Source organism: Glaciecola sp. HA4-3 (assembly GCF_055693685.1).
In genome coordinates this window covers 2,388,172-2,410,894 of record NZ_CM146340.1, presented here as the reverse complement: position 1 = coordinate 2,410,894, position 22,723 = coordinate 2,388,172, and the positions used below count along the sequence as shown (strand labels likewise).

Here is a 22,723-nt window from a genome sequence, read left to right as displayed (position 1 = left end):
CTTAAAGCAAAAAGATAGTCGCAGTTCCTAAAAAGGCAAATATCCCGACGACATCGGTAATGGTAGTGAGTATCACACTACCCGCCAATGCAGGGTCTATTTTCATTTTCTTCATGATAATAGGCAGCGTAGCACCCGCAAGTCCAGCGGCAATCATGTTGACCATCATTGCAAAGGCAATGATAGCGCCCAATACATAATCCTGCTTCCACAATGCAATTACCGAAGCAATGAGCAAGGCCCATATCAGACCATTGAGAAATCCTATTGCTAACTCTTTGCGCACAAGCCACACGGCGTTTGTCGTAGTAACATGCCCTAAAGCCATTCCACGAATCACCAAGGTCAGCGTTTGATTGCCAGCTACGCCACCCATACTCGGTACAATAGTGTTTAATATAGCTAATACCGCAAGTTGACTTAATGCTGATTCAAATAAATCACTTACAGCCGCTGCGCAAAGAGCGGTAATTAGATTGACACCTAACCATATAGACCGTCTTTGGGTAGATTGCCCAACAGGAGCAAATGTGTCTTCTTCATCATCTAAACCCGCCATACTCATCATGCTATGCTCAGCGTCTTCGCGGATAATATCAACAACATCATCGATTGTGATCCGACCGACCAATTTGCCATCATCATCTACCACTGGTGCAGATAACCAATCGTATCGCTCGAACATACTAGCTACTTCGCCATCATCCATGTGTACTTTAATTGATGGTGGTTCATCATCCATAATTTCAGCAACGCTCACATCAGGGCTTGAGGTTAAGAGTTTTGCTAATGAAACTGTCCCAATCAAGTAGTCTTTTCGATTGACAACATAGAGTGTGTCGGTATTTTCTGGTAGTTCTGATTTTAACCTTAGATACCGAATAACCACGTCCACGCTAACTTCATGTCGCAGTGTAATAGTATCGGTATTCATGATAAAGCCGGCGGTTTCTTCGCCATAGCTAAGGGCTTTTTCAGCTCTTGCTCTATCTTGTGTATCCATTGAGGTTAGAACATTATTAAGGACATCTTCAGGAAGTGTGCTTAATGTTTCAGCAAGATCGTCCGTATCCATATCTTCAAGCGCATCTACTACGCTTGCAGGCATCATTTTTGCAATGATTCCGTTTCTAACGTCCTCGCTTAGCTCCTCTAAAACATCACTGTGGAAATCCGCATCCAACATCTTCCATAAGTCATAACGAGTTTTGCTAGGGGATGATTCGAGTAAAAGAGCAACATCGCCAGGTGGAATATCGTGGAGTAATTTACGAACACGAACGTATGCCCCAGCAGCGAGCGATGTATTAATCGACTGTAGCCGAACTTGTGTGGTAGTTTGCTCGATAATTTCGGACATGCTTCACACCGATTAGCGTGTTTAGATGAAGTTAGAGTATATCACTAAGTCAATGACAATTCAGTGAATTTTCTGATTAGCCTGCTATTCAGATTCATCAAACTTATTTGCGATCAGGTTTTCTATTTCTTCCATAGCAATTTGGGCATCGATACCTATGCAGCTAACTGTAACCTGTTTGCCTTTGCCGCTACCTAACATTAGCAAGGCTAAAACCGAGTTAGCAGGTGCACTTTGCTCATCTTGTTGAAGCGTAATGTCACATTCATAATTATTCGCAAGTTCAACAAGCTTACTGGCAGCGCGAGCGTGCAAGCCCAATTTATTGATGATTGTAAGGGTTTTGACGATTTGCATAATGCTTCCTCTTCCCCTTAGTTATTAGTTGAAGAGTTATCTGTTAAAGTATTATCCGTTAAAGAGCTGTGCGGCTCTTCCATGTCTCCTTGTCGTCTATGGCGTTTCAATTCTCTATGTTTTACTTGTACGTCGCCGTGACTCGTTTTGAATGCATCACTTAATGACTGTGCTACATAAACTGAGCGGTGCTGACCTCCTGTACATCCAATAGCGATAGTGACATAGCTTCTATTATTTCTTTCTAAATGTGGCAACCATGTTGTAAGTAAGTTTTGAATTTGCCAGATCAACTTCATTACCAAGGGTTGACTAGATAAAAATAGTTCGACAGGGCCATCAAGTCCTGTTAGGGGACGTAAATCAGGGTCCCAATGAGGATTAGGCAAAAACCTAACATCAAACACATAGTCAGCGTCTTTGGGTATGCCATACTTAAAACCAAAGGATTCAAAAACAAGCACCAAATCCGTGCTCTTTTTGCCCAGTACTCGTTCTCTGACCAGTTCTGCTAAATCATGAACTGACAGCTGATCTGTATTAATTTTTAAGTCCGCTTTTTCGGCGACAGGAATTAAGATTTCTCGTTCGGCATTGATTGCATCAATCAATGAGTTACTTAATTTAAATAGTGGATGTAGCCGACGTGTTTCGCTATAGCGTTTGATAAGCACATCATCGCTAGCATCTAAATAGATAATGGTAATATCCCAATAGTTGGGCAGATATTCTAACAGCTCACCAATCTCATTTTCGGACTCTGGCATATTTCTTACATCAATACTAACAGCAACCTGTTCATGCTGGTCGACAACAGTATGTGTTAAGGTAGGAAGCAAGGCCACTGGAATATTATCTACGCAGTAATATCCTAAATCTTCTAAGGCTCTAAGCGCAATTGATTTTCCTGAGCCTGAACGACCGCTAATGATCAAGAGTTTCATATTTTGGTGCCATTAATTTTTGAAACTTGAGGCTAGCAAGTCGGATAATAAAATACAAGAAATCAATGACTAAGTGGTCGAAAAACCTAGGCTAATGCGGCAACAATTTGGTTTTTGTTTTCAGCGCTTCGAATAGCTTTTACCGTTTCTTTGTCGCTTAGCTTTCTAGCAATCCCAGATAAGGCCTGCAGATGTTTATCGGTTTGTTCATCAGGGACTAAAATAGCGAAGAAAATATCAACAGGTTTGTTATCAATAGCATCAAAGTCAATTGCTTGGTTGCTAGTGACAATCACCGCAATCATATTGCTCAGCTCTTTGATGCGACCATGTGGAATAGCTATGCCATTGCCGATACCAGTTGAGCCCATTTTTTCTCTTGATAATAAACTCGTCAGCACTTCGCTTTGGTCGAGCTCTGGAGATTGTTGGACAGCGATTTCTGAAATGACTTCAAAAATACGCTTTTTGCTATTGCACTCGACCGAACATTGCGTTCGGTCAAGTGAGATAATATCGTTAATAATCATTTATGTAACTTAATGCCGTTTCAATTTTTCTTTATGTTTGATGACCTGTCGATCTAGTTTGTCAATCAAGCCATCAATAGCAGCATACATATCAGTATGTTCTGCGTTAGCGAATACTTCACCGCCTTTAAGATGGACAGTCGCTTCAGCTTTTTGTGCAAGTTTTTCAATATTTAAAATAACATGAACATTACTTATGTGGTCAAAGTGTCGTTCTAGCTTTTCAAATTTAGTATCAACATAATTACGAAGTGCATCGGTGATTTCGACGTGATGACCGGTCAGGTTTATTTGCATAATAATGGTCCTCTTTGCTTGTTAAACAAGGCTTTTTCGTTGATTAGAAGGGGGAATGTTTAACGACTCCCTATATTTTGCAATTGTCCGCCGAGCAACTTTAATTCCTTGGTCGGCAAGCATTTGCGCAATCTTACTATCACTTAGTGGCTTGTTAGCGGGTTCATCGGCAACAAGCTTTTTAATAAATGCTCGAATCGCAGTTGATGAACAATTTTCGCCAGATTCAGTCGCTACGTGAGAAGAGAAAAAGTATTTCAACTCAAATATACCGCGTGGCGTATGCATATACTTTTGTGTTGTCACCCTAGATATTGTTGATTCATGCATATCAACCATTTCTGCAACATCATTCAATACCATTGGTTGCATTTTCTCTGGGCCTTTGTCAAAAAACTCTCTTTGTTTTGCCACTATACAATGTGACACTTTTAATAAAGTTTCGTTCCGACTTTCTAAGCTTTTTATAAACCATTTGGCTTCTTGCAAATGGGCTTTTATATACTGCGAATCACTTGGGTTACTCGCTGTTTTTAACATGTTTGCGTATGTTTCATTGACGGCTAGAGCAGGGAGTGCTTCGTTATTTAACTCAACGGTCCACACACCTTTTTTCTTATATACATTAACATCAGGAACAATATATTCTGGCTCTCTAGAAGAGATTGCGCTACCTTAGTCTAGGATTGAGCGTTTGCAATAACTTCATTGCTTCGCGCAATTGGTCTTCTTTCATTCGTGTTTTGCGCATCAAGGTGCGATAGTCTTTGCTGCTTAGTAAGTCTGCATGTTCTTGAATTAACATGCGAGCTTGACTTAACCATGGGGTTTGTTCGTCAAATTGCTGAAGCTGTACAAGCAAACATTCTTGAACAGAGCGAGCGCCAGCACCAATAGGGTCAAAGCGTTGAATACGCTTTAACACACATTCCACTTCGTCTAGCTCTAACTCTTCATCGTCCAAGCTTTGCAATATTTCTTCGCTACTAATCGTGAGATAACCTGATTCATCTATCGAATCGATAATTGCAATGGCGATTGATTTATCAGAATCAGAAAAATGAGTCATTTCAGCTTGCCACATTAAGTGGTCTTGAATACTTTGGGTCGTTTCGCCTTGAAATACATAGTCATCATCAAGATTAGTGGCAACCATTTTGTTAGGTGCGGAAGTCGACCCCAAATACTCTTCCCAGGAGCTATCTAAGGGAAGGTCATCTGGCAATTCACGATTTTCTAGAGCTTCATGAGAGTCCATTGGGTCGGGAGTGTCTTTTTCGCCACTTGATAAAGCCGCTTGAGCATCCGCATGACCTTCGCTGTTATCTTGTATTTGCGAATTAGTAATGTCTTGCTCAGCATCTGTCTTATTATCTAAGGTGTCGTTAGGTGTATCAGGGCTATCATAGTCTTGTTCTACTGACTCTAACAATGGATTCGATTCTAATGCTTCTTGAATCTCTTGCTGTAGGTCAAGAGTTGATAACTGCAAAAGCTTAATAGCTTGCTGCAGTTGTGGAGTCATAGTTAGCTGTTGGCTAAACTTTAGCTGTAACGAAGGTTTCATTACGGTTAATTGGCTATCCTGTTGTCATTATGATGCTGGTTTGCTTCATATTATTAACATCGAATTACAAATATACTCTTTGTTGAAGATGAATCCTATAGTTTTAAAGCGCAAATTGTTCACCAAGATATACATCTCTTACTACTTGGTTAGCAAGTACTTCGCTTGGAGTGCCAGATGCAATAAGCTCCCCATGACTAACTATGTACGCAGTTTCACAAACATCTAAGGTTTCTTTTACATTGTGATCGGTTATTAAAACACCAATTCCACGTTCTTTTAATTGATAGATAATTTTTTTGATGTCATTGACCGATATAGGATCAACGCCTGCAAATGGCTCATCTAAAAGTATGAATTTAGGATCAGCTGCAAGTGCTCTTGCTATTTCTACCCGTCTTCGCTCTCCACCAGATAGACTCATACCTAAATTCGTTCTTATGTGGTTAATATTAAAATCATCAAGTAACTCATCGGCTTTTTGCTCGCGCTGCTCATTCGATATATCTTTTCTTGTTTGCAATATAGCCATTAGATTGTCATACACCGTTAACTTGCGAAATATTGATGCTTCTTGTGGCAGATAACCAATTCCCATTCTTGCTCTTTCATGCATGGGTTGTAAGCTAAGGTTCATTTGATCAATTGAAATATTGCCTTTGTCTAGAGGAACAAGACCAACAATCATGTAAAAGGTGGTGGTTTTGCCAGCACCATTTGGGCCCAGCAAGCCTACTATTTGACCGGTCGATACTTCTAAACTTACATCGCGAACAACTTGTCTAGATTTATAAGACTTTGCGAGATTTCTAGCACACAGAACACTACTCACTCGTCGCTTTCTCCGTTACCTTTGGGTTTTTGGCTTTTGTCGTCATTAACCGAATCAGGCAGCGCTTCACTAAAAGCCCCAGGACTTATTACGGTAGTAACAGGAGTAGTATTGTTAGTATCAGTAGAGGCTAATATTTGTTCTTTAGCCATATCAAATATAATCGAATCACCATTAACCGTAACATCATTTTGGATGATGGCGGCGTTGCCTTTTAGCGATATTGTCCTAGATACTACCTCATAAATGATTTCATTGGCTTGTGCTTCAACCATAGTACCGTCTTCTTTGCGTTGTTTGTAACTGGCAGGTGAGCCGCTAGCAGTAATCACTTCTTTACCTTGCCCTGCGCCGCCATCAGCTTCAACTCTATCCGCCAAAATCTCAAGACTACCTTGCCTAATTACGACATTTTTAGTAAAAATCGACGTTTTACTTTTACCGTCAAGGTTTTGATGCAAAGACTTAAGCGTAACAGGTAGCGAAAAATCACTACCAATAAACGGTGCATCTGACTTAGAACGCGAATCTGTCTGCACAGCTGGGGTGTCAGCGCTGTCAGTTTGACTTTGAGCCGCTAAACTGCCACCACCGTAAACCAAACTTATGCTAGCGAGGAGGATTAAACTGTGTTTGTACATGATCTTTTAACTCGTATTGTTGGGTCACCAAGTCACCAAACAGGCCAACGCTTGTGACGAAATAATCTATGCCTCTGATCTCAACCAACTGATCAGATGAAAGTGTTTTTTGTTCTAGGTCAATTTCAATAAATTGAGTACTGATTTGTTTTACATATTCTTGTGTACGCAAGTTAATGATTTTGACATCTGTTTCTAATAGTATTCTGTTGTTGCTGTATAATGTCCCTTCAGCTGCCGTTATTTGCCAAGGCTCTCCACTGTCAAGGTACAGCGTATAAATTGGATTATCAAATACTGTGAAACCTAATTCTTCAAAATGTTCCATTTTTTCAGCAACCACTTGATGGCTTAAATTTCCGGTACTATCGTAAAGCTTACTGTTTAAGTTTACCGCCTGATAGTTGGGAATCAAAGACAATGTGGTGTCGATATCCTTTTGTTCGTCGTCACTTTGAAATAACAATGGTAGATACAACAAGAGCACCGTTGAGAATATTAGTGCAATGCTCCATGTGATGCGATTCATATACTGGCACCATGTTGAGCTTTGAGTCGATTATTAGACTGTAACAACAAATCACAAAATTCGCGTACTGCGCCTTTACCACCAGCTAGCGAAGTGATGTAGTTTGCATTTGCTTTTACCATAGGATGCGCGTCTGCAGGCGCTACTTTAATTTCACTTAAATCAAACATACCTATATCTGGCATATCATCGCCCATGCTGGCGACATGTTTTTTTGCTAAACCAAGTTCGCTCATTAGTGAATTTAGAGCGCTGTATTTATCTTCTGTACCTTGAATAATATATTTTACGCCTAGAGAGTGCATTCTATCTTCAACGATTTTTGACCTGCGGCCTGTGATAATAACTACCTCAATATCACATGAAAAAAGTGACTTTACTCCGTAACCATCCTTCGTATTAAAGGCTTTAAATTCTTCACCATGATTACCTAAATATACACTGCCATCGCTAAATACGCCGTCAACGTCAAAGGCAACTAATTTTATGTCGCTGCATTTTTCGTAAAGACTACTTGGTACATCTTGATAAAGAGTACTAATCATATAACACCTGCTTTTAACAACATTTGCATGCTTAAGGCACCAATTGCTTCACCCTGAGTATTAAGTATTAAAACCGTGGTGATGTTGTTACTCTGCATTAAATTTATTGCATCGACCGCTAATGCTTCGCGGGCAATACTGATACCACCTCTCGTCATTACGTCAAATACCGAGGTTGTATGGATGTCTATTTGCTTATCTAAAGAACGGCGCAGATCTCCATCAGTGAAAACGCCTATAACTGCGTTTTTATCATTCACAATTGCAGTCATACCCAAGCCTTTAGATGAAACTTCCAACAAGGCGTGTTTGATATTTGCGCTTTGATGTATTATTGGTACATCATCATTGCTGACCATAATATCACCGACGGTTAACAGTAATCTTTTTCCTAGTGCGCCCCCTGGATGAGAAAAAGCAAAATCTTCAGCAGTAAAACCTTTTGCTTCAAGCAAAGCGACAGCCAAAGCATCACCTAAAACCAGTGTCGATGTGGTGCTAGTGGTTGGCGCCAAACCCAAAGAGCATGCTTCTTTTTCTACATGTAGATTCAAAATAATTTTCGATGCTGACGCAAGGCTGCTATGAGTTTTGTTAGTCATGGCAATTATGGGAACGCCTATACGTTTTATCGAAGGTAACAAACTTACCAATTCGCTACTTTCCCCTGAATTTGAAATACCAATGAGCACATCATCTTTGCTCAACATGCCAAAATCACCATGGTTCGCTTCACCAGGATGCATAAAAAATGCGGGTGTACCTGTACTTGCAAGGGTTGCTGCAATTTTGTTGCCGATGTGTCCTGACTTTCCCATGCCACTAACAACTACTTTGCCTTTGCAGTTCATTAACAGCTGACATGCTTGCGTAAATGAATCGTCTAAATGTTCACACAGCTTATTTAGCCCGGCTTGTTGAATCTTGAAAGTGCGTTTTGCTGATGATAAAAAAGTCATAATTTAATTTGAACTTGGTGCGAATAAAATATACTGATATCCGATAAAAATAATTAAAAAGACCGCAGCTTCGTATCGGTTAATACGACGCGTACCTCTTAGATTAAAACAAAAAACAAATAGTAGAACCGATAATGCTAGCATGACAAGCGAGTCACGTGTAGCGGCACTTGCATCTATTGCTCCTGGGCTAATAAGGCCGGGCATTGCCAACACAGCTAGCAAGTTAAAAATATTTGAGCCAATGATATTACCTAGTGCTAAATCATCTTCGCCTTTCAATACACCAGCTACACTTGCCGCTAGCTCAGGCAGACTTGTACCAATTGCAATAATTGTCAAACCTATGACCAAGTCACTTATGCCAAAATATTCTGCGATATAAACAGCTGACTCAACTAAGAAATGAGCACTTAATGGTAAAAGAATAAGCCCCACAATCACCCAAAACACAGCCGTTGATGTGGAAACATTACTAGGCACTTCTGTTTCTGTTTCAGCGATTAATGGGTCGTTTTTATCGACCGAGAACGACAACAAGGCCATGCCTGCAATGACTAAAACGAACAAAGTAATTAAAATAATACCTTCAATTTGACTTAAATCGCTATCAGAAAGGAAATATACGCCAATAAGCGTAATAATGAGCATCAGCGGAAGCTCACGTTTCAACGTAGTAGACGATACAAGTAGAGGTTTGATAAGCGCAGTCACACCTAAAACTAACGCAATATTAGTTATGTTAGACCCAAGCGAGTTGCCAACTGCTGTATCAGGGTTACCTGCTAATGACGCGGTTGCGGCTACAACTATCTCTGGCGCAGACGAGCCCATTGCAACTATTGTTAACCCTATCATCATTGGCGCAACACCAATATTTTTGGCTAATGCAGATGCGCCATAAACAAAACGATCTGCGCTCCAACTAAGCACGATTAAGCCCAATATAAAAATAACAATATACAGAGTCACTAAATACTTCTTCTTAAAAATTAAATCATACGTTTATGCAACAATTGTAGCCATTAAGCGCTAATAAATCACACAAATTCACCATTTTATAAGATATAACGATAAAATGTACGTTTTGTTACGTTTTTATTCACTTTATGGACTTGAAAAGTCGTATACTAGCTCAACTATTCTAGTTGCTTAACAACTTTTGCCGACTTTGCATATCAAAGTGACATAATGTTCATAAACTAAATTTAATGATCAATTGCCTTTGAGGCCATGTAAATACTAGCAATTAATGCGAATTCTTGGTGTATAATTACATTATCGAAACTAAACGGAATGTTGAGGTAAATATTGGAAAATATCGTTTCAGTTAACAATATGGCTTTTTCTCGTCATGAACGAGAAATTTACACCGACATTTCTTTGGAAGTAAAGCATGGTGCAATAACGGCAATAATGGGTCCAAGCGGCATCGGTAAAACCACGCTTCTTAAGTTGATTGGCGGGCAGTTGACGCCAAGTAAAGGACAAGTTTTATTTCAAGGCGATGATGTACACAAAGTATCGAGAAGTAAGCTGTTTAGTATGCGCCGAAAAATGAGCATGTTGTTCCAAAGTGGGGCGCTTTTTACCAACATATCAGTCTTTGATAATGTTGCATTCCCATTAAGAGAGCATACTAAGTTAAGCGAGTCCATCATTCATACTATTGTGCTGTTAAAACTCGAAGCGGTGGGTTTGCGAGGCGCTGCTCATCTTATGCCTAGTGAGCTATCTGGCGGTATGGCGAGGCGTGCAGCCCTTGCAAGAGCAATTGCGCTAGATCCAGATTTAATAATGTATGATGAACCTTTTGCCGGACAAGATCCGATATCGATGGGCGTGTTAGTTAAGTTAATAAAACAACTCAATCAAGCACTAGGATTGACATCGATTGTGGTGACACATGATGTCACCGAAGTATTGAGTATTGCCGATTATGTGTATATTTTGGCGAACAAAACCATCATCGGGAAAGGTTCACCAAAGGAAATTCAAGAAAGCGATTCAGAATTAGTCCAACAGTTTTTAAATGGAAACGCAGACGGGCCAGTTCCTTTTCATTTTCCAGCAAGCTCCATTAAGGACGATTTTGTTGGGTCTGGTCTTGCTTCGCAAGATACGGGAGCATAGGTAGATATTCATGCTTAAGATAGTCTCAGAATATTTCGCAACTATCGGCAAAGGCACATTAGATCGCCTTTCAGCCATTGGACAAGCATCTTTGATGCTTTATGGCGCTCTAATAGCAATCCCTTTATTTAAAAACATACGCCTGACTATTGAACAGATGTATGTTGTCGGTGTTCAGTCTTTATTAATAATCATGGTATCAGGCCTTTTCATCGGTATGGTCATGGCTCTACAAGGTTATACGATACTTGTTAACTATGGAGCTGAGGGTAGTTTAGGACCTATGGTTGCACTGTCAATTTTACGAGAACTTGGTCCAGTGGTTACTGCCTTGTTATTTGCTGGACGTGCGGGTAGTGCGCTAACCGCAGAAATTGGCTTAATGAAAGCTACTGAACAACTTTCAAGTCTTGAAATGATGGCAGTAGACCCATTAAGAAGGGTGGTTGCGCCTCGATTTTGGGCCGGCGTTATTAGCATGCCCATGTTGGCATTGATTTTTTCCGCTATCGGTATTTTAGGTGGACATCTTGTCGGTGTTGAATGGCTTGGCGTTGATGCTGGTAGTTATTGGTCTATCATGCAAGCAACTGTTGAATGGGAAAAAGATGTCATTAACGGCGTAATCAAAAGCTTCGTGTTTGCCCTCGTAGTGGTTTGGATTGCACTTTATAAGGGGCATTCTTGTGTTCCAACATCTGAGGGAATCAGCCAAGCAACCACGCAAACGGTAGTATATGCTTCATTAGCGATACTTGGACTTGATTTTGTATTAACGGCCTTAATGTTTGGCATTAGTTAGGATAGGAAATGACAACTAGAAAAACAGAAATATTAGTCGGCTTTTTTGTCGCATTAGCAATTGCTGCCACACTGCTATTGGCCTTGCGTGTCGCAAATCAAGGGATGAGCGGCAGTGGTGAAACGTATAAATTAAGTGCTAGGTTTGATAATATCGGAGGCCTCAAGGCGCGCTCGTCGGTAAAAGTAGGTGGGGTCGTGGTAGGTCGCGTAGAAAGGATTTATTTAGACGAGATAGACCTTATTCCTGTTGTCGAGCTTCAAATATCGAGTGAGTATGCAAATACGTTTCCAGACACCAGTAGCTTATCAATTTTGACATCAGGGCTTTTAGGTGAACAGTTTATTGGCTTAACACCTTGGTTTTATTTTTCCAGAAGACTTAGAGCGAATGGAAGAAGACAAAGTATGTGAAACCATTAGCCAATCTGACTGTCCATACCTTACAGATGGCGAAGAAATCATCGACACAAAATCAGCATTAGTGCTTGAAGATTTAATCGGCCAGTTCTTATTTAATCAAGGAAGCGAATAGCGATGAATGTAAATTCCTTAGCAAACATCAAGCGGTTATTGTTAACAGCAAGTGTCGTTGGTATCTGTTTATTTAGCGCGACGGCTGCAGCAAATGCAACTAATGTAAATGTAGCAAGCCAAGACAAAGTAGTGATTGGTGAAGGCACTCCATTACCTGACAAGATAAAAGTGTCTCAAGATGACCCATACAAAATGGTAGAAGCTGCTGGGTCAAAAACATTTGCTAGAATGAAGTTACAAAAAGACGATATCGCAAATGATCCAGAAATTTTGCGTACTATCATGGAAGAAGAGCTGATGCCTTACATTGATTATCGCTTTTCGTCTTTTAAAGTATTAGGTAAGTACGCCCGTCGAGTTGAACCTAAAGAGCTCCAAGAATTTGTAGCGGTCTTTCGAGAGTATTTGATTACCAGCTACGCTGTGGCAATGGGGTATTATGACGATCAATTGGTCGAATTTGAGCCTCCTAGAGATTTTGATACGCGTTCTGATGTCACCGTTAGAGCTGTTATAAAAGACGATAATAGACCTGATATCAAAGTGGCCTTTAAAGTTAGAAAAGATAAACGCAGTGGTGAGTGGCAAGCATATGATATGGTGGCAGAAGGAATAAGTTTGTTGTCGTCAAAGCAGTCTGAATTTGAAAGCATTTTAAGAAAAGACGGTATCGGAAAAGTAATCGAAACCATGCGTGAAAGTATCAAGCAGCCAATCGTCTTACAAACGGCGCAGGAAGGATAGATTTGAGCCTTACTATTGATATTTCAACGGCCGACAATAAAGGCGCTATTGCTTTATCTGGGAGTCTCGACCAATACGACTTGCACAATGATTTTTGGACTATGTTGTCCAAAGATCAATTGAATCTGTTACATGACATTAACGATATTGAAATGAAGTGTGAGTCTATTGAGAAAATTGATACAAGTGGTTTGGCTTGGTTGCTTAACGCAAAGCGAGATTGTAACAAACATGATAAACAATTATCGTTTACATCATTACCATCAAAAATCTCAAGGCTAGCTGAGCTAAGCGGGGTTTCAGAATTAATGAGGAACAAAAATGACCAATGACGACATTTCAGCTTTACTCTCCTCGGCACTAAATTTGTCAGAAATTAAAGTAAAGAGCGAAGGTACGCATTTTCAGATTATCGCCATAGACGATGTTTTCGAAGGTATGAGCCGTGTTAAAAAGCAACAGTTAGTATATGCCCCCTTGTCTGATTTGATTGCCGATGGCACTATACACGCCGTTACAATAAAAACATTCTCAAGTGCTCAATGGCAACGCGAAAAGCTTTTCAATTAAGACAGGCTTGAACTAAAGCGAGCCTGCGCTTGTCAATATAATCTATTTTCAAGTTAATTTCGTATTCTAGGAAAATTTTGTGGATAAACTTTCAATTAAACAAAGCCCTCCCCTTAAGGGCTCGGTCGTTATATCTGGTGCCAAAAATGCTGCACTGCCTATATTAATTTCAAGTTTATTAGCTGACAGTCCCTGTACGTTCAAGAATGTGCCTAACCTACGTGATATTAATACCACCTTATTATTGCTCAAAGACCTAGGTGCTCATGTTAATCAAGTTGATGCATCGACTGTAGAGATTGATGCTAGCAAACTAGATAGTGTTACAGCTTCTTATGAGTTAGTTAGAACGATGCGTGCGTCAATTTTGGTTTTAGGTCCCTTACTAGCTAAGCACCAACGAGCCAATGTTTCTTTACTAGGAGGCTGCGCTATTGGTGCCCGTCCAGTCAACCTTCATCTAAATGGTTTGGAAAAGATGGGGGCAAGAGTCAATGTGGAAGAGGGGTATGTTCGGGCTTCTACAAACGGGCGTCTTCAGGGCAACAATATATTTATGGACATTGTAAGTGTAGGGGCAACAGAAAATCTTATGATGGCGGCGTCTCTTGCCCAAGGCACAACGACAATTGAAAATGCTGCACGCGAACCCGAAATAGTCGACTTAGCGAATTGTTTAAATGAAATGGGCGCCAAAGTTGAAGGTGCTGGTACAGATAAAATAATCATTGAAGGCGTACAATCCCTATCAGGATGCACTTACAGTATTTTACCAGATCGCATTGAAACGGGCACTTTCTTAGTGGCTGCAGCAGTCTCAAAAGGTAGTGTAAGGTGCGAAAACGCCGCACCGCATACTCTTGACGCGATGCTTAGCAAGCTTGAACAGGCTGGTGCAAAAATAGAAGTTGGTGATGATTGGGTGAGTCTTGATATGCAAGGCAAGGCCCCAAGCGCAGTGAATATAAAAACGATGCCTCACCCTGGCTTTCCCACTGACATGCAAGCTCAGTTTGTAACGCTAAATGCGGTTGCCAGTGGTAGCGGCGTGATTAGCGAAACAATATTTGAGAACCGCTTCATGCATGTGCCTGAATTAAATAGAATGGGAGCACATATCGAATTAGAAGGAAATAATGCGGTAACCAACGGCTCTTCGTCCTTAAAAGGGGCACAGGTGATGGCTACTGATCTAAGGGCATCTGCAAGTTTAGTTATTGCTGGCTTAGTGGCAGAAGGCGAAACGATTGTAGATCGGATCTATCATTTAGATAGGGGCTATGAATCTATAGAGTCTAAGTTAGGCGGTCTAGGCGCTAATATTTCGCGAATAAATTAACCTAATATATTGTTGTAGTTTAGCTCACCTACAACAACGGTCATCGTCAGAATTTGTTCATCGCGTGCGATGACCAGCACAATTTCAGCACTAGGAGGCGTCTCAGCAATTAAATCTAGCGCGCTAAAGTGCGTTTTGAATATCCGTTCCATTTATCGATAATATGATATCACTGATTTGTAAACCCGCTTTATCCGCAGGACCGTTCTCTGTTACAAATTCTACAATAATACCGGGGGTATCCAGATATCCTTTACCACTAAATCCTAATTGTCCTCGCACAACTCTTCCGTTTTCGATTATCTCGTCCATGACGCGCTTAGCTAAATCATAAGGGACAGCAAAATTTACACCTTCAACGTCCTGGATTCTTCTTCTGTCATCTAAGGTCTTGAAGTTAGCATTTGTAATGCCAACAAGATAACCGTTTGAATCAACTAAGGCACCACCAGAATTTCCTTGGTTCAACACTGCATCGGTTTGCACAAAATCAAAGAAATTTGACAAACCCTTACGACCGACTCTGCTGACGATGCCAGACGTGATCGTTTGGCCAAGATCTAATGGATTGCCAATTGCCATGACAACATCACCAACGCGTAAGTCAGGATTGTCTATCTGAGGTATGACAGGCAGGTTATCAGTAAAAACACGAAGAACAGCTAAATCCGTCACTTCATCAAAGCCAATCAGTTGCGCTTGGATAAGCCGAGTATCTTGCAATGCAACAAAAATGCTGTCTGCATCTTTTATGACATGATAGCAAGTGAGTAAGTACCCGTTTTCTTTCATGATTACGCCCGAGCCTAGACTCGTGCGTTGATTACGTCCTCTAAATAAACGATTATCATTTTCAATACTAACACTATAGATATTGACAACTGAAGGAGCGCTTTTCTCTAATGCGTCGTAGTAGCTTAGCCTAGCTGGAATGTTTGCTTCAGTATTGAGCCATTTGATGTCTAGGCCACTGCCTTGTCTAAATTCTGGGAAAATAATCAAAAGCGCACACGCAACGACAACGCCTAAAATAATAGGTTTTATTAATGCGATAAAAAAACGTGATATAAGAGACATGTAAGTACTATTCCATTGAGATACTCAATAGTAGCAAACACGATGCACAATGACTAGAAGGGCCTTGTCTTATCTTAGACAAAACCCTTCTATTTATGTTTATCTAAGGACTGTAACTAAATTACTATTGCCCCGTTGAATACTCAAAGCAACAACACTATTGTTAGCTTCAAGCGCTTCAGATAACTCATCAAGGTTTCTAATGCGCTGTCTATTGACGCCGACGATTACATCACCCTCTCTTAAACCAATGCGTGCTGCAGGAGAACCATCAGCAACGGTGGTAATTTCAACAGCCGGATTGCCTGAGCGGTCTTCGGCATTTTCAAGCTGAGATCCCTCTAGTCTTGGGTGAAGGTCTTTTTCTTCAACTGCTTCAGCTTCAGCTGCACCTAGCGTAACCTTCACATTTTGCTCATCACCATTTCTAATGATTGTCAGGTTAATTTGTGCACCAGCACCAAGCGTCGCAACCTTCGCGCGAAGCTCATCAAAACTATTTAGACTATTGCCATTAATTTTAGTGATGATGTCCCCGGCTAATATACCCGCTTGGTCAGCGGCTGAATCTTCAACAACTTCACTGACAAAGGCTCCAAAATTAGTATCTGAATTCAAAGCATCTGCTAAAGCTTCATCGACGTTACCACCTAGGATACCGAGGCGTCCTCGCCTAACTTCTCCAAATTCAACAATTTGATCAACTAACCCTTTCATCATATTGCTGGGAATCGCAAAACCAATGCCAACATTTCCACCGTTGGGCCCAAAAATAGCGGTATTAATGCCAACAAGCTCGCCTCTTAGATTCACTAAAGCTCCGCCTGAATTACCCCGGTTAATCGCTGCATCTGTTTGTATGAAATCTTCCAAGCCGCCAATGTTCAAACCCGAGCGACCTAATGCACTCACTATTCCTGAGGTGACTGTTTGACTTAAGCCAAAAGGATTGCCAATGGCGACAACAAAATCACCTACTCTAAGTTCATCTGAATTTGATAAGGGAACATCGGTTAAATCTTCTGCTGGAATTTGCAATAAAGCAATATCGCTTTGCGGGTCAGCGCCTAATTTTTCAGCAATTAGCTCTCTACCATCAGTAAGCTTAACGGTAATTTCATCGGCATTATCGACGACATGATTGTTAGTAACAACATAGCCTTTCTTGGCATCGATGATGACACCTGAACCTAGTCCTCTAAAAGGCCTTTCGCGAACTTGCTCATTTGGTGCCCCAAAGAAATAGCGAAACATCTCAGGGACTTGTTGCCGAGATGTTTGCGTCCCTTTTACCGCAATACTAACGATAGCAGGGGTCGTTTCTTCTAACATGGGGGCTAAAGAAGGGATTTCGTCTTTCGAAAAAAACGGTATACCCGCAAGTGCTGAAGCAGAACTTGCAGCAATGAAAACAGCTGAAACCATGGCAATGGTAGCTTTACGGAACACTTTTCTCATGAACTATATTACTCCTAAATAAATATACCTATACAGACACAGATTTAGGGGCATAAGTTCACAAACTCAAGTTATTTGCTCGATTTTTCTACTTCAGAAACGATTTCATCTGGCGCATGGCCGACAAAAAGCCCAGAACCGTTGTTGGCAAAATCTTTTGGTTGCGCTTCTGAATTTTGCATCTTTATGCTTTTGTGTTTGGTGTTTCCTGTGTTTCTTAAAAAGGTACTTGCATGCTCACCAAAAAAAGTTGAGCGTGTTTCGTCTGGAATTTGGGTGTTCAATGTTTGCTCATAATGATTAACTGAGTGCTTTAGCGCATCTAACTCCTTTTCAATTGCAACGATGCTTTGTTGACTTTGGTGTAGATGATTTTGCGCTTGATGAGCCAGTAAATTTTTAAGCTCTACTTCTGTATTATTAACAGATGCTTGTTTTGTTTTTTCTTTTGTTGTAAACCAAAAATACATAGCAGCGGCTCCTAGCACCACGCCGATGAAAAGACCTACTAGCAACGATAAAACTTCCATTTTGTACACCTTGAATACTTTAGCTACTTAGATTTTTTACCATCGAGGCTATACTTGCAAGCCTTATTTACTAATTTAAAGGCACTACAGTCAATTGAGTCTATCCAAAGCTATGCTTTAGCTATTTTGCAAAGTATAATTACATAATAAATCATCACACATTATAAGAGACAGGCCGCAGAATGACCCCTTGGGAAAAGTATCAAGATGACTTATCGTTAATTGACTTTCAGTACGACCCAGCGCAAGAAAATGCGGTAAAAGAGCTACAACGCCTTTATGACGAATTAACCCAGCCAACGAAAAAAAGAACATGGCGCGTTACACTTGCTAATAAATTCGGAAAAGGGATGACGCAAGCTAACATTCAGGGGATTTATTTTTGGGGCGGAGTAGGCCGCGGTAAAACCTATCTTGTCGATACATTTTTTGATTGCTTACCATTTGAACAAAAGATGAGGGTGCACTTTCATCGTTTCATGCATCGTATTCATAAAGAGCTAGGCCTACTGAAACAAAAGCAAGACCCTTTAAAACTGATAGCAAAAAAGCTAGCTAGCGAGACGCGCATAATTTGTTTTGACGAGTTTTTTGTGTCAGATATTACAGATGCAATGATCCTAGGTACACTTATGCAGGAGTTGTTTAGCCATAATATTGTACTTGTTGCAACGTCAAATATTGAACCTGATGGCTTGTATAAAAATGGCCTTCAAAGAGCGCGATTTTTGCCTGCAATTGAGTTAATCAATCAAAACACTCGGATTGTTAATGTAGATAGCGGCACAGATTATAGGTTGCGGACGCTTGAGAATGCAGAAATATATCATTTTCCCCTTGATGATGAAGCGCAAGAAAACTTAGATCGCTATTTTGAGCAATTAGCGGCTGAAACCTATGAAATGGATATCGGAGTTGAAATAGAAGGGCGAGAGATAAAAGCCTTAAAAAAAGCAGAGAGTGTCGTTATGTTTGATTTTCTTGAGTTATGTGATGGCCCAAGAAGCCAAACTGACTATATTGAACTAAGCCGGATATATCAAAGCGTTTTATTGGCTAATGTGAGTCAAATGAATGAAAACAACGATGATATTGCTAGGCGTTTTATAGCCATGGTTGATGAGTTTTATGAGCGAAAAGTAAAACTTATTATTTCTGCACAAGTTGACGCTGAATCCTTGTACGTAGGCAAAAGACTGGCATTTGAGTTTCAACGTTGTTTGAGTCGATTGCAAGAAATGCAATCTAGAGAGTACTTATCTCAAGCTCACATAGCATAGACGCGTCTATCATTTGATTTAGCTGTTTTTCATTAGCAAAAGTCACTACAATATAAGCAATATCATCGCCACTCAAATGCTGTAGTGGCCTAGATTAACGACAAACACGAGAAAATTATGGGAAGAAAATTCGAAGTTCGTAAAGTTTCTATGGCTAAAACAGCCGCCGCCAAAACCAAAGTATATTCAAAATACGGAAAAGAAATATATGTTGTTGCTAAAAATGGTGGTCCAGACCCAGATGCAAATTTAACGTTAAGACGGTTAATTGAAAAAGCCAAAAAAGACCAAGTGCCTGCACATGTTATCGATAAAGCAATTGATAAAGCAGCAGGTGGGGCAGGTGAGGATTTTGCACCCGCTAGATATGAAGGCTTTGGACCCGGTGGTTGTATGGTCATTGTTGACTGTTTAACCGATAACGTAAATCGCACTATTACCGATGTAAGAAATTGTTTTACTAAAACTGATAGCAAGTTAGGTGCCCAGAATTCTGCGGCATTTATGTTTGATCACCTTGCGATATTCAGTTTTGCAGGAGAAGATGACGAAGTCGTTTTAGAAGCCCTTATGGAAGATGACGTTGATGTTAGTGATGTCGAGGTCGATAATGGTGTTGTTACAGTATTTGTTCCTCATACTGAATTCTTTAAAGCAAAAACGGCCCTTCTAAATGAGTTTCCTGAACTTGAATTTGATGTTGAAGAAATTAGCTGGGTACCACAAGATACAAAAGATATAGATGAAGCCGACATGCCGATGTTTGAAAAATTCATGGATATGCTAGAAGATTGTGACGATGTGCAAAACATCTATCATAACGCTAACGCTTAGACTATAATCGCTCGCGGAGTTGGCTAAGGCAATCGCTGCATAATTAATTTATTGATTATGGGGAGGAAAGTCCGGGCTCCATAGGACAGGGTGCCAGATAACATCTGGGCGGCGCGAGCCGACGACAAGTGCAGCAGAGAGAAGACCGCCTGCTTTAGTGGGTAAGGGTGAAAGGGTGCGGTAAGAGCGCACCGCATGGCTGGCAACAGTTTATGGCAAGGTAAACTCCACCCGGAGCAAGACCAAATAGGTTTTCATATGACGTGGTCCGCGTTGAAAACGGGTAGGTTGCTTGAGCTATTGAGCGATTAATAGCCTAGAGGAATGATTGCTATTCTTTTTGAAACAGAACCCGGCTTATCGGCCAACTCCATTTCATTTCTAAAGGGCTAGTTCTCTAGCCCTCTTGCAAGCACACGATTGGATAAGAGTGATAACAACTCTAGTTCGTCTTCACTTCTATTCCCATCGATTTGAGTAATATCCATCGCTACTTCTAGAGCCTTGGCTGGATTATTGTTAAGACCGCTAGATAGGGAAAAAGGAATTCTCGAGTTTGCTTTTGGTCAATAGCGACTCTTGTTTGATGAATGGAATCGTTAATAAAAGCTTCAATGGCAATTCCACTATTCCAAGTAAGTTGGTCAACTAAAGCGTCAAAGAAGTCTTGTTCGCTTAGCGTAACTTTTCCATCAATTTGGTACAGAAGAACGGCAAGTTTAATTAAAGATTCATTGAAATGTTGTTCTTTACTTATTCTAAAATCTTGGCCTTGCTCTGTTGATTGATAGCCAGTTTCGATTTGGCTATCATCAAAACCATCATGTGGTAAGTCAGATGTTTTTGGAGCGATTTTGTCCATTTTTTTGTTGCCGCTTTTCATTCGGTGTCCTTTAGATGCTCATTTTTACATTAAGTTCAATCTTTGTTACTTACTCCAGGAGCAAGATAAGGGCTATCAATCTGTGCAAGCACTTCATGGTTTTGCAATGCTAACTGACATCCTTGATTTAATATTCGGTGCTCGAACGAGCAGTCTACCTGCCAATAACGGAGTATGTAAGCGGCAAGTGCTGCGCGGACTCTCATTAGTTTTTTACCATTTTGCATCGCATAGTCCATTTCAATTGCTTGTGCTTCTTTGATATCAGGGTGCACAATTAAAATGAGGCTTACCATTTTATTAAAACTCTCATCAAATGAGGGGCTTTGTTCTTGAGTGGCTTCAATATCTAAGGTGTCAACTTGAACAAACCGCGTGCATACAAAGTCACGGAAACTCTCGGACTTTGTGTCATATGCCCTGACATGCCATCTATGTCCATTATCAATAATTGCATGAGGAATTATCGTGCGTTCGGATAGTCCAGATGAAACGGATACATATTTTACGCGGCATCCTAGTCTATTATGAATTGCCCGCATTAAAGCGGCAATGATATGCACATTAGGGTGAATAAGTTGTATCGCTTCAAAACAATGTGAAGAAGGCTGAATGGGTGCTGTAATCCCGTCACTAAAACCTCTGCTTACCGACTGTAAAATTGCGTCGGCAGAAAATTGAAATAAAGGCTCAAAATTTGGCGTTCTCCAATATTGTTTACTTGAGTGATCCAAATGTAAATTGTTTGGCGCTATGTCTTTATATGCTGCAAAATCTCTAGTACTTGCAGCTAGGCCGGTTTTAAATCGTTGAATAAGATCAGCTCTTGCGACTTTGCCAAAAAACTGAAGGTTGAAATCTATAAAGGCAAGTCTCTCTTTTTGTGCAAGCGCCAGTCCTTCAATGTAATGATTTTGGTGATGATAAGCGGAACTAATTTTCATGAACAATCACTTTATGTATTTTTATACTGTAAATATATACATATGTTGTGACTATTTCAAGAGATCAAATCATTTTGATGAGACGAATAAGGTGTATTAACTAAAAAACTTGCGCAGCTTTAAATAATTGAAGATGAACATCTACTAATGCTGTTATATCTCTTTGGTACCCACCACCAATAACAGCAGCAATTGGGATACCATGCTCGTTCGCCGTATTAAAAACAATTTGATCTCGCTCTAAGACGCCTTTTGTGCTGATATCAAGATGTCCCAAGTCATCGTTGATATGAACGTCAACACCTGCATCATAGATGATTGCATCTGCTTGAGACAAGTTTATGGCCATTGCTAGTGCCTGTTCAACTGTCGATAAAAACTCATCGTCCTTTGTTCCTTTTTCTAAAGGAAAGTCTAAGTCAGATTGTTGTTTACGATAAGGGAAATTTTTTTCTCCATGAATAGATACTGTGAAAACGCGATTATTATTAGCTGCAAGTTTTGCTGTACCGTCCCCTTGATGCACATCACAATCAAATATTAAGACCTTGTTGATCGTTTGTTTTTGTAGCATATTCAAGGCTGCTAAATACAAATCATTGATCATGCAAAAACCCGAACCAAAATTAGCAAAAGCATGATGATATCCCCCGTCAGATTCAGCGCTTTTCCGTGTTCTAGTGCTAAATCTGAGCACAAAACGGTTCCACCTGCTGCAGTTAAGGTTCTTTTTATTAACTGTGATGACCATTCAAAACCAATTCTGCGCATTGCTTTGTAAGGTAGCTCACCCTTGACTAATTGCGTCACATATTGGGGGTCATAGACTTGGCATATTTGTTCTGGAGTTAGCGCTGTTGGCTGAAAAAATGTTGTCTCGCTGACTCCTAATCCTAATAGGGCATCTTTTATGCCTTGATATTTTTGAATGGGAAAACGATGTCGACTCGGCAAATCGAGTTGACTATATATAGGGTCAAATATTAATGGAATCATACTAGTATAAATAAAACGTTAATATACTAAGTATAG

General features: G+C 40.3%; 23 protein-coding genes, 1 other RNA gene and 4 pseudogenes. 10 read left to right on the top strand and 18 right to left on the bottom strand.

Going from position 1 to position 22,723, the window contains the following annotated elements; all coding sequences use genetic code 11:
• Position 1: 1 nt before the first annotated feature.
• From mgtE to ACZ1G6_RS11465, 12 genes and pseudogenes are all read right to left on the bottom strand, one after another.
• Positions 2-1,360: a magnesium transporter gene (mgtE, locus tag ACZ1G6_RS11520; protein WP_472616424.1), complete on the bottom strand. Its 1,359-nt coding sequence runs from the start codon at positions 1,358-1,360 to the stop codon at positions 2-4.
• Between the two features lie 84 nt (positions 1,361-1,444).
• Positions 1,445-1,717: an HPr family phosphocarrier protein gene (locus tag ACZ1G6_RS11515; RefSeq protein WP_472616423.1), complete on the bottom strand. Its 273-nt coding sequence runs from the start codon at positions 1,715-1,717 to the stop codon at positions 1,445-1,447.
• 17 nt (positions 1,718-1,734) lie between these two features.
• Positions 1,735-2,661 carry an RNase adapter RapZ gene (gene rapZ / locus ACZ1G6_RS11510; RefSeq protein ID WP_472616422.1) on the bottom strand — a complete coding sequence of 309 codons (927 nt, stop codon included), beginning with the start codon at positions 2,659-2,661 and terminating at the stop codon, positions 1,735-1,737.
• A gap of 86 nt (positions 2,662-2,747) precedes the next feature.
• Complete coding sequence (ptsN, locus tag ACZ1G6_RS11505; RefSeq protein ID WP_472616421.1) at positions 2,748-3,191, bottom strand: PTS IIA-like nitrogen regulatory protein PtsN; 444 nt, start codon at positions 3,189-3,191, stop codon at positions 2,748-2,750.
• A gap of 9 nt (positions 3,192-3,200) precedes the next feature.
• Positions 3,201-3,488: a ribosome hibernation promoting factor gene (gene hpf / locus ACZ1G6_RS11500; RefSeq protein WP_472616420.1), complete on the bottom strand. Its 288-nt coding sequence runs from the start codon at positions 3,486-3,488 to the stop codon at positions 3,201-3,203.
• Between the two features lie 21 nt (positions 3,489-3,509).
• A pseudogene (locus ACZ1G6_RS11495) lies at positions 3,510-5,055 on the bottom strand (RNA polymerase factor sigma-54).
• 103 nt (positions 5,056-5,158) lie between these two features.
• Entirely contained in the window at positions 5,159-5,887 is a 729-nt protein-coding gene (lptB, locus tag ACZ1G6_RS11490) for an LPS export ABC transporter ATP-binding protein (protein ID WP_472616419.1), read from the bottom strand.
• A complete protein-coding gene (gene lptA / locus ACZ1G6_RS11485) occupies positions 5,884-6,528 on the bottom strand; it encodes a lipopolysaccharide transport periplasmic protein LptA (RefSeq protein ID WP_472616418.1) in 645 nt (214 codons plus the stop codon). Before lptA ends, lptB begins: the two co-directional genes overlap by 4 nt.
• On the bottom strand, positions 6,497-7,057 hold the full coding sequence (gene lptC, locus ACZ1G6_RS11480) for an LPS export ABC transporter periplasmic protein LptC (protein WP_472616417.1): 561 nt from the start codon (positions 7,055-7,057) through the stop codon (positions 6,497-6,499). The genes lptA and lptC overlap by 32 nt, the downstream gene beginning before the upstream one ends.
• Complete coding sequence (gene kdsC / locus ACZ1G6_RS11475) at positions 7,054-7,602, bottom strand: 3-deoxy-manno-octulosonate-8-phosphatase KdsC (RefSeq protein WP_472616416.1); 549 nt, start codon at positions 7,600-7,602, stop codon at positions 7,054-7,056. The genes lptC and kdsC overlap by 4 nt, the downstream gene beginning before the upstream one ends.
• Positions 7,599-8,561 (bottom strand): KpsF/GutQ family sugar-phosphate isomerase, encoded by a 963-nt coding sequence (locus ACZ1G6_RS11470; protein ID WP_472616415.1) that lies wholly within the window; start codon positions 8,559-8,561, stop codon positions 7,599-7,601. Before ACZ1G6_RS11470 ends, kdsC begins: the two co-directional genes overlap by 4 nt.
• A gap of 3 nt (positions 8,562-8,564) precedes the next feature.
• Positions 8,565-9,533, bottom strand: a complete 969-nt coding sequence (locus ACZ1G6_RS11465; protein ID WP_472616414.1) for a calcium/sodium antiporter — start codon at positions 9,531-9,533, stop codon at positions 8,565-8,567.
• Between the two features lie 339 nt (positions 9,534-9,872).
• Between ACZ1G6_RS11465 and ACZ1G6_RS11460 the strand changes: the two genes are divergently transcribed.
• The 7 genes and pseudogenes from ACZ1G6_RS11460 (at position 9,873) to murA (ending at position 14,685) form a co-directional block, all read left to right on the top strand.
• A complete protein-coding gene (locus ACZ1G6_RS11460) occupies positions 9,873-10,694 on the top strand; it encodes an ATP-binding cassette domain-containing protein (RefSeq protein ID WP_472616413.1) in 822 nt (273 codons plus the stop codon).
• 10 nt (positions 10,695-10,704) lie between these two features.
• A complete protein-coding gene (gene mlaE, locus ACZ1G6_RS11455; protein WP_472616412.1) occupies positions 10,705-11,496 on the top strand; it encodes a lipid asymmetry maintenance ABC transporter permease subunit MlaE in 792 nt (263 codons plus the stop codon).
• A gap of 8 nt (positions 11,497-11,504) precedes the next feature.
• Positions 11,505-12,030, top strand: a pseudogene (gene mlaD, locus ACZ1G6_RS11450) (outer membrane lipid asymmetry maintenance protein MlaD).
• A gap of 2 nt (positions 12,031-12,032) precedes the next feature.
• On the top strand, positions 12,033-12,776 hold the full coding sequence (locus tag ACZ1G6_RS11445; protein WP_472616411.1) for an MlaC/ttg2D family ABC transporter substrate-binding protein: 744 nt from the start codon (positions 12,033-12,035) through the stop codon (positions 12,774-12,776).
• Between the two features lie 2 nt (positions 12,777-12,778).
• Complete coding sequence (locus ACZ1G6_RS11440; protein WP_472616410.1) at positions 12,779-13,108, top strand: STAS domain-containing protein; 330 nt, start codon at positions 12,779-12,781, stop codon at positions 13,106-13,108.
• The gene (locus ACZ1G6_RS11435; protein ID WP_472616409.1) at positions 13,098-13,346 is read left to right on the top strand and encodes a BolA family protein; all 249 of its coding nucleotides are present in this window, start codon (positions 13,098-13,100) and stop codon (positions 13,344-13,346) included. The genes ACZ1G6_RS11440 and ACZ1G6_RS11435 overlap by 11 nt, the downstream gene beginning before the upstream one ends.
• A 79-nt stretch (positions 13,347-13,425) precedes the next feature.
• Positions 13,426-14,685 carry a UDP-N-acetylglucosamine 1-carboxyvinyltransferase gene (gene murA, locus ACZ1G6_RS11430; RefSeq protein WP_472616408.1) on the top strand — a complete coding sequence of 420 codons (1,260 nt, stop codon included), beginning with the start codon at positions 13,426-13,428 and terminating at the stop codon, positions 14,683-14,685.
• On the opposite strand, the pseudogene ACZ1G6_RS11425 reads toward murA, so the two are convergent.
• The 3 genes and pseudogenes from ACZ1G6_RS11425 to ACZ1G6_RS11415 form a co-directional block, all read right to left on the bottom strand.
• Positions 14,682-15,762, bottom strand: a pseudogene (locus ACZ1G6_RS11425) (trypsin-like peptidase domain-containing protein). The gene murA and the pseudogene ACZ1G6_RS11425 overlap by 4 nt on opposite strands.
• Positions 15,763-15,861: 99 nt before the next feature.
• Positions 15,862-17,220, bottom strand: coding sequence for a DegQ family serine endoprotease (locus ACZ1G6_RS11420; RefSeq protein ID WP_472616407.1), 1,359 nt, complete (start codon positions 17,218-17,220; stop codon positions 15,862-15,864).
• A gap of 71 nt (positions 17,221-17,291) precedes the next feature.
• The gene (locus ACZ1G6_RS11415) at positions 17,292-17,750 is read right to left on the bottom strand and encodes a ZapG family protein (RefSeq protein ID WP_472616406.1); all 459 of its coding nucleotides are present in this window, start codon (positions 17,748-17,750) and stop codon (positions 17,292-17,294) included.
• A gap of 182 nt (positions 17,751-17,932) precedes the next feature.
• On the opposite strand from ACZ1G6_RS11415, the gene zapE reads away from it, so the two are divergent.
• The 3 genes from zapE to rnpB all read left to right on the top strand — a co-directional run bounded on the left by zapE (position 17,933) and on the right by rnpB (position 20,240).
• A complete protein-coding gene (zapE, locus tag ACZ1G6_RS11410) occupies positions 17,933-19,030 on the top strand; it encodes a cell division protein ZapE (RefSeq protein ID WP_472616405.1) in 1,098 nt (365 codons plus the stop codon).
• A gap of 117 nt (positions 19,031-19,147) precedes the next feature.
• The gene (locus ACZ1G6_RS11405) at positions 19,148-19,864 is read left to right on the top strand and encodes a YebC/PmpR family DNA-binding transcriptional regulator (RefSeq protein ID WP_472616404.1); all 717 of its coding nucleotides are present in this window, start codon (positions 19,148-19,150) and stop codon (positions 19,862-19,864) included.
• A 15-nt stretch (positions 19,865-19,879) separates the two neighbouring features.
• Positions 19,880-20,240: RNase P RNA component class A (rnpB, locus tag ACZ1G6_RS11400), an RNA gene on the top strand.
• Between the two features lie 120 nt (positions 20,241-20,360).
• Here rnpB and ACZ1G6_RS11395 read toward each other — a convergent pair.
• From ACZ1G6_RS11395 to ACZ1G6_RS11385, 3 genes and pseudogenes are all read right to left on the bottom strand, one after another.
• The gene (locus tag ACZ1G6_RS11395; RefSeq protein WP_472616403.1) at positions 20,361-20,747 is read right to left on the bottom strand and encodes a hypothetical protein; all 387 of its coding nucleotides are present in this window, start codon (positions 20,745-20,747) and stop codon (positions 20,361-20,363) included.
• 35 nt (positions 20,748-20,782) lie between these two features.
• Positions 20,783-21,691 (bottom strand): WYL domain-containing protein, encoded by a 909-nt coding sequence (locus ACZ1G6_RS11390; protein WP_472616402.1) that lies wholly within the window; start codon positions 21,689-21,691, stop codon positions 20,783-20,785.
• Between the two features lie 100 nt (positions 21,692-21,791).
• Positions 21,792-22,687 (bottom strand): annotated as a pseudogene (locus ACZ1G6_RS11385) (histone deacetylase family protein).
• Between the last annotated feature and the right edge of the window lie 36 nt (positions 22,688-22,723).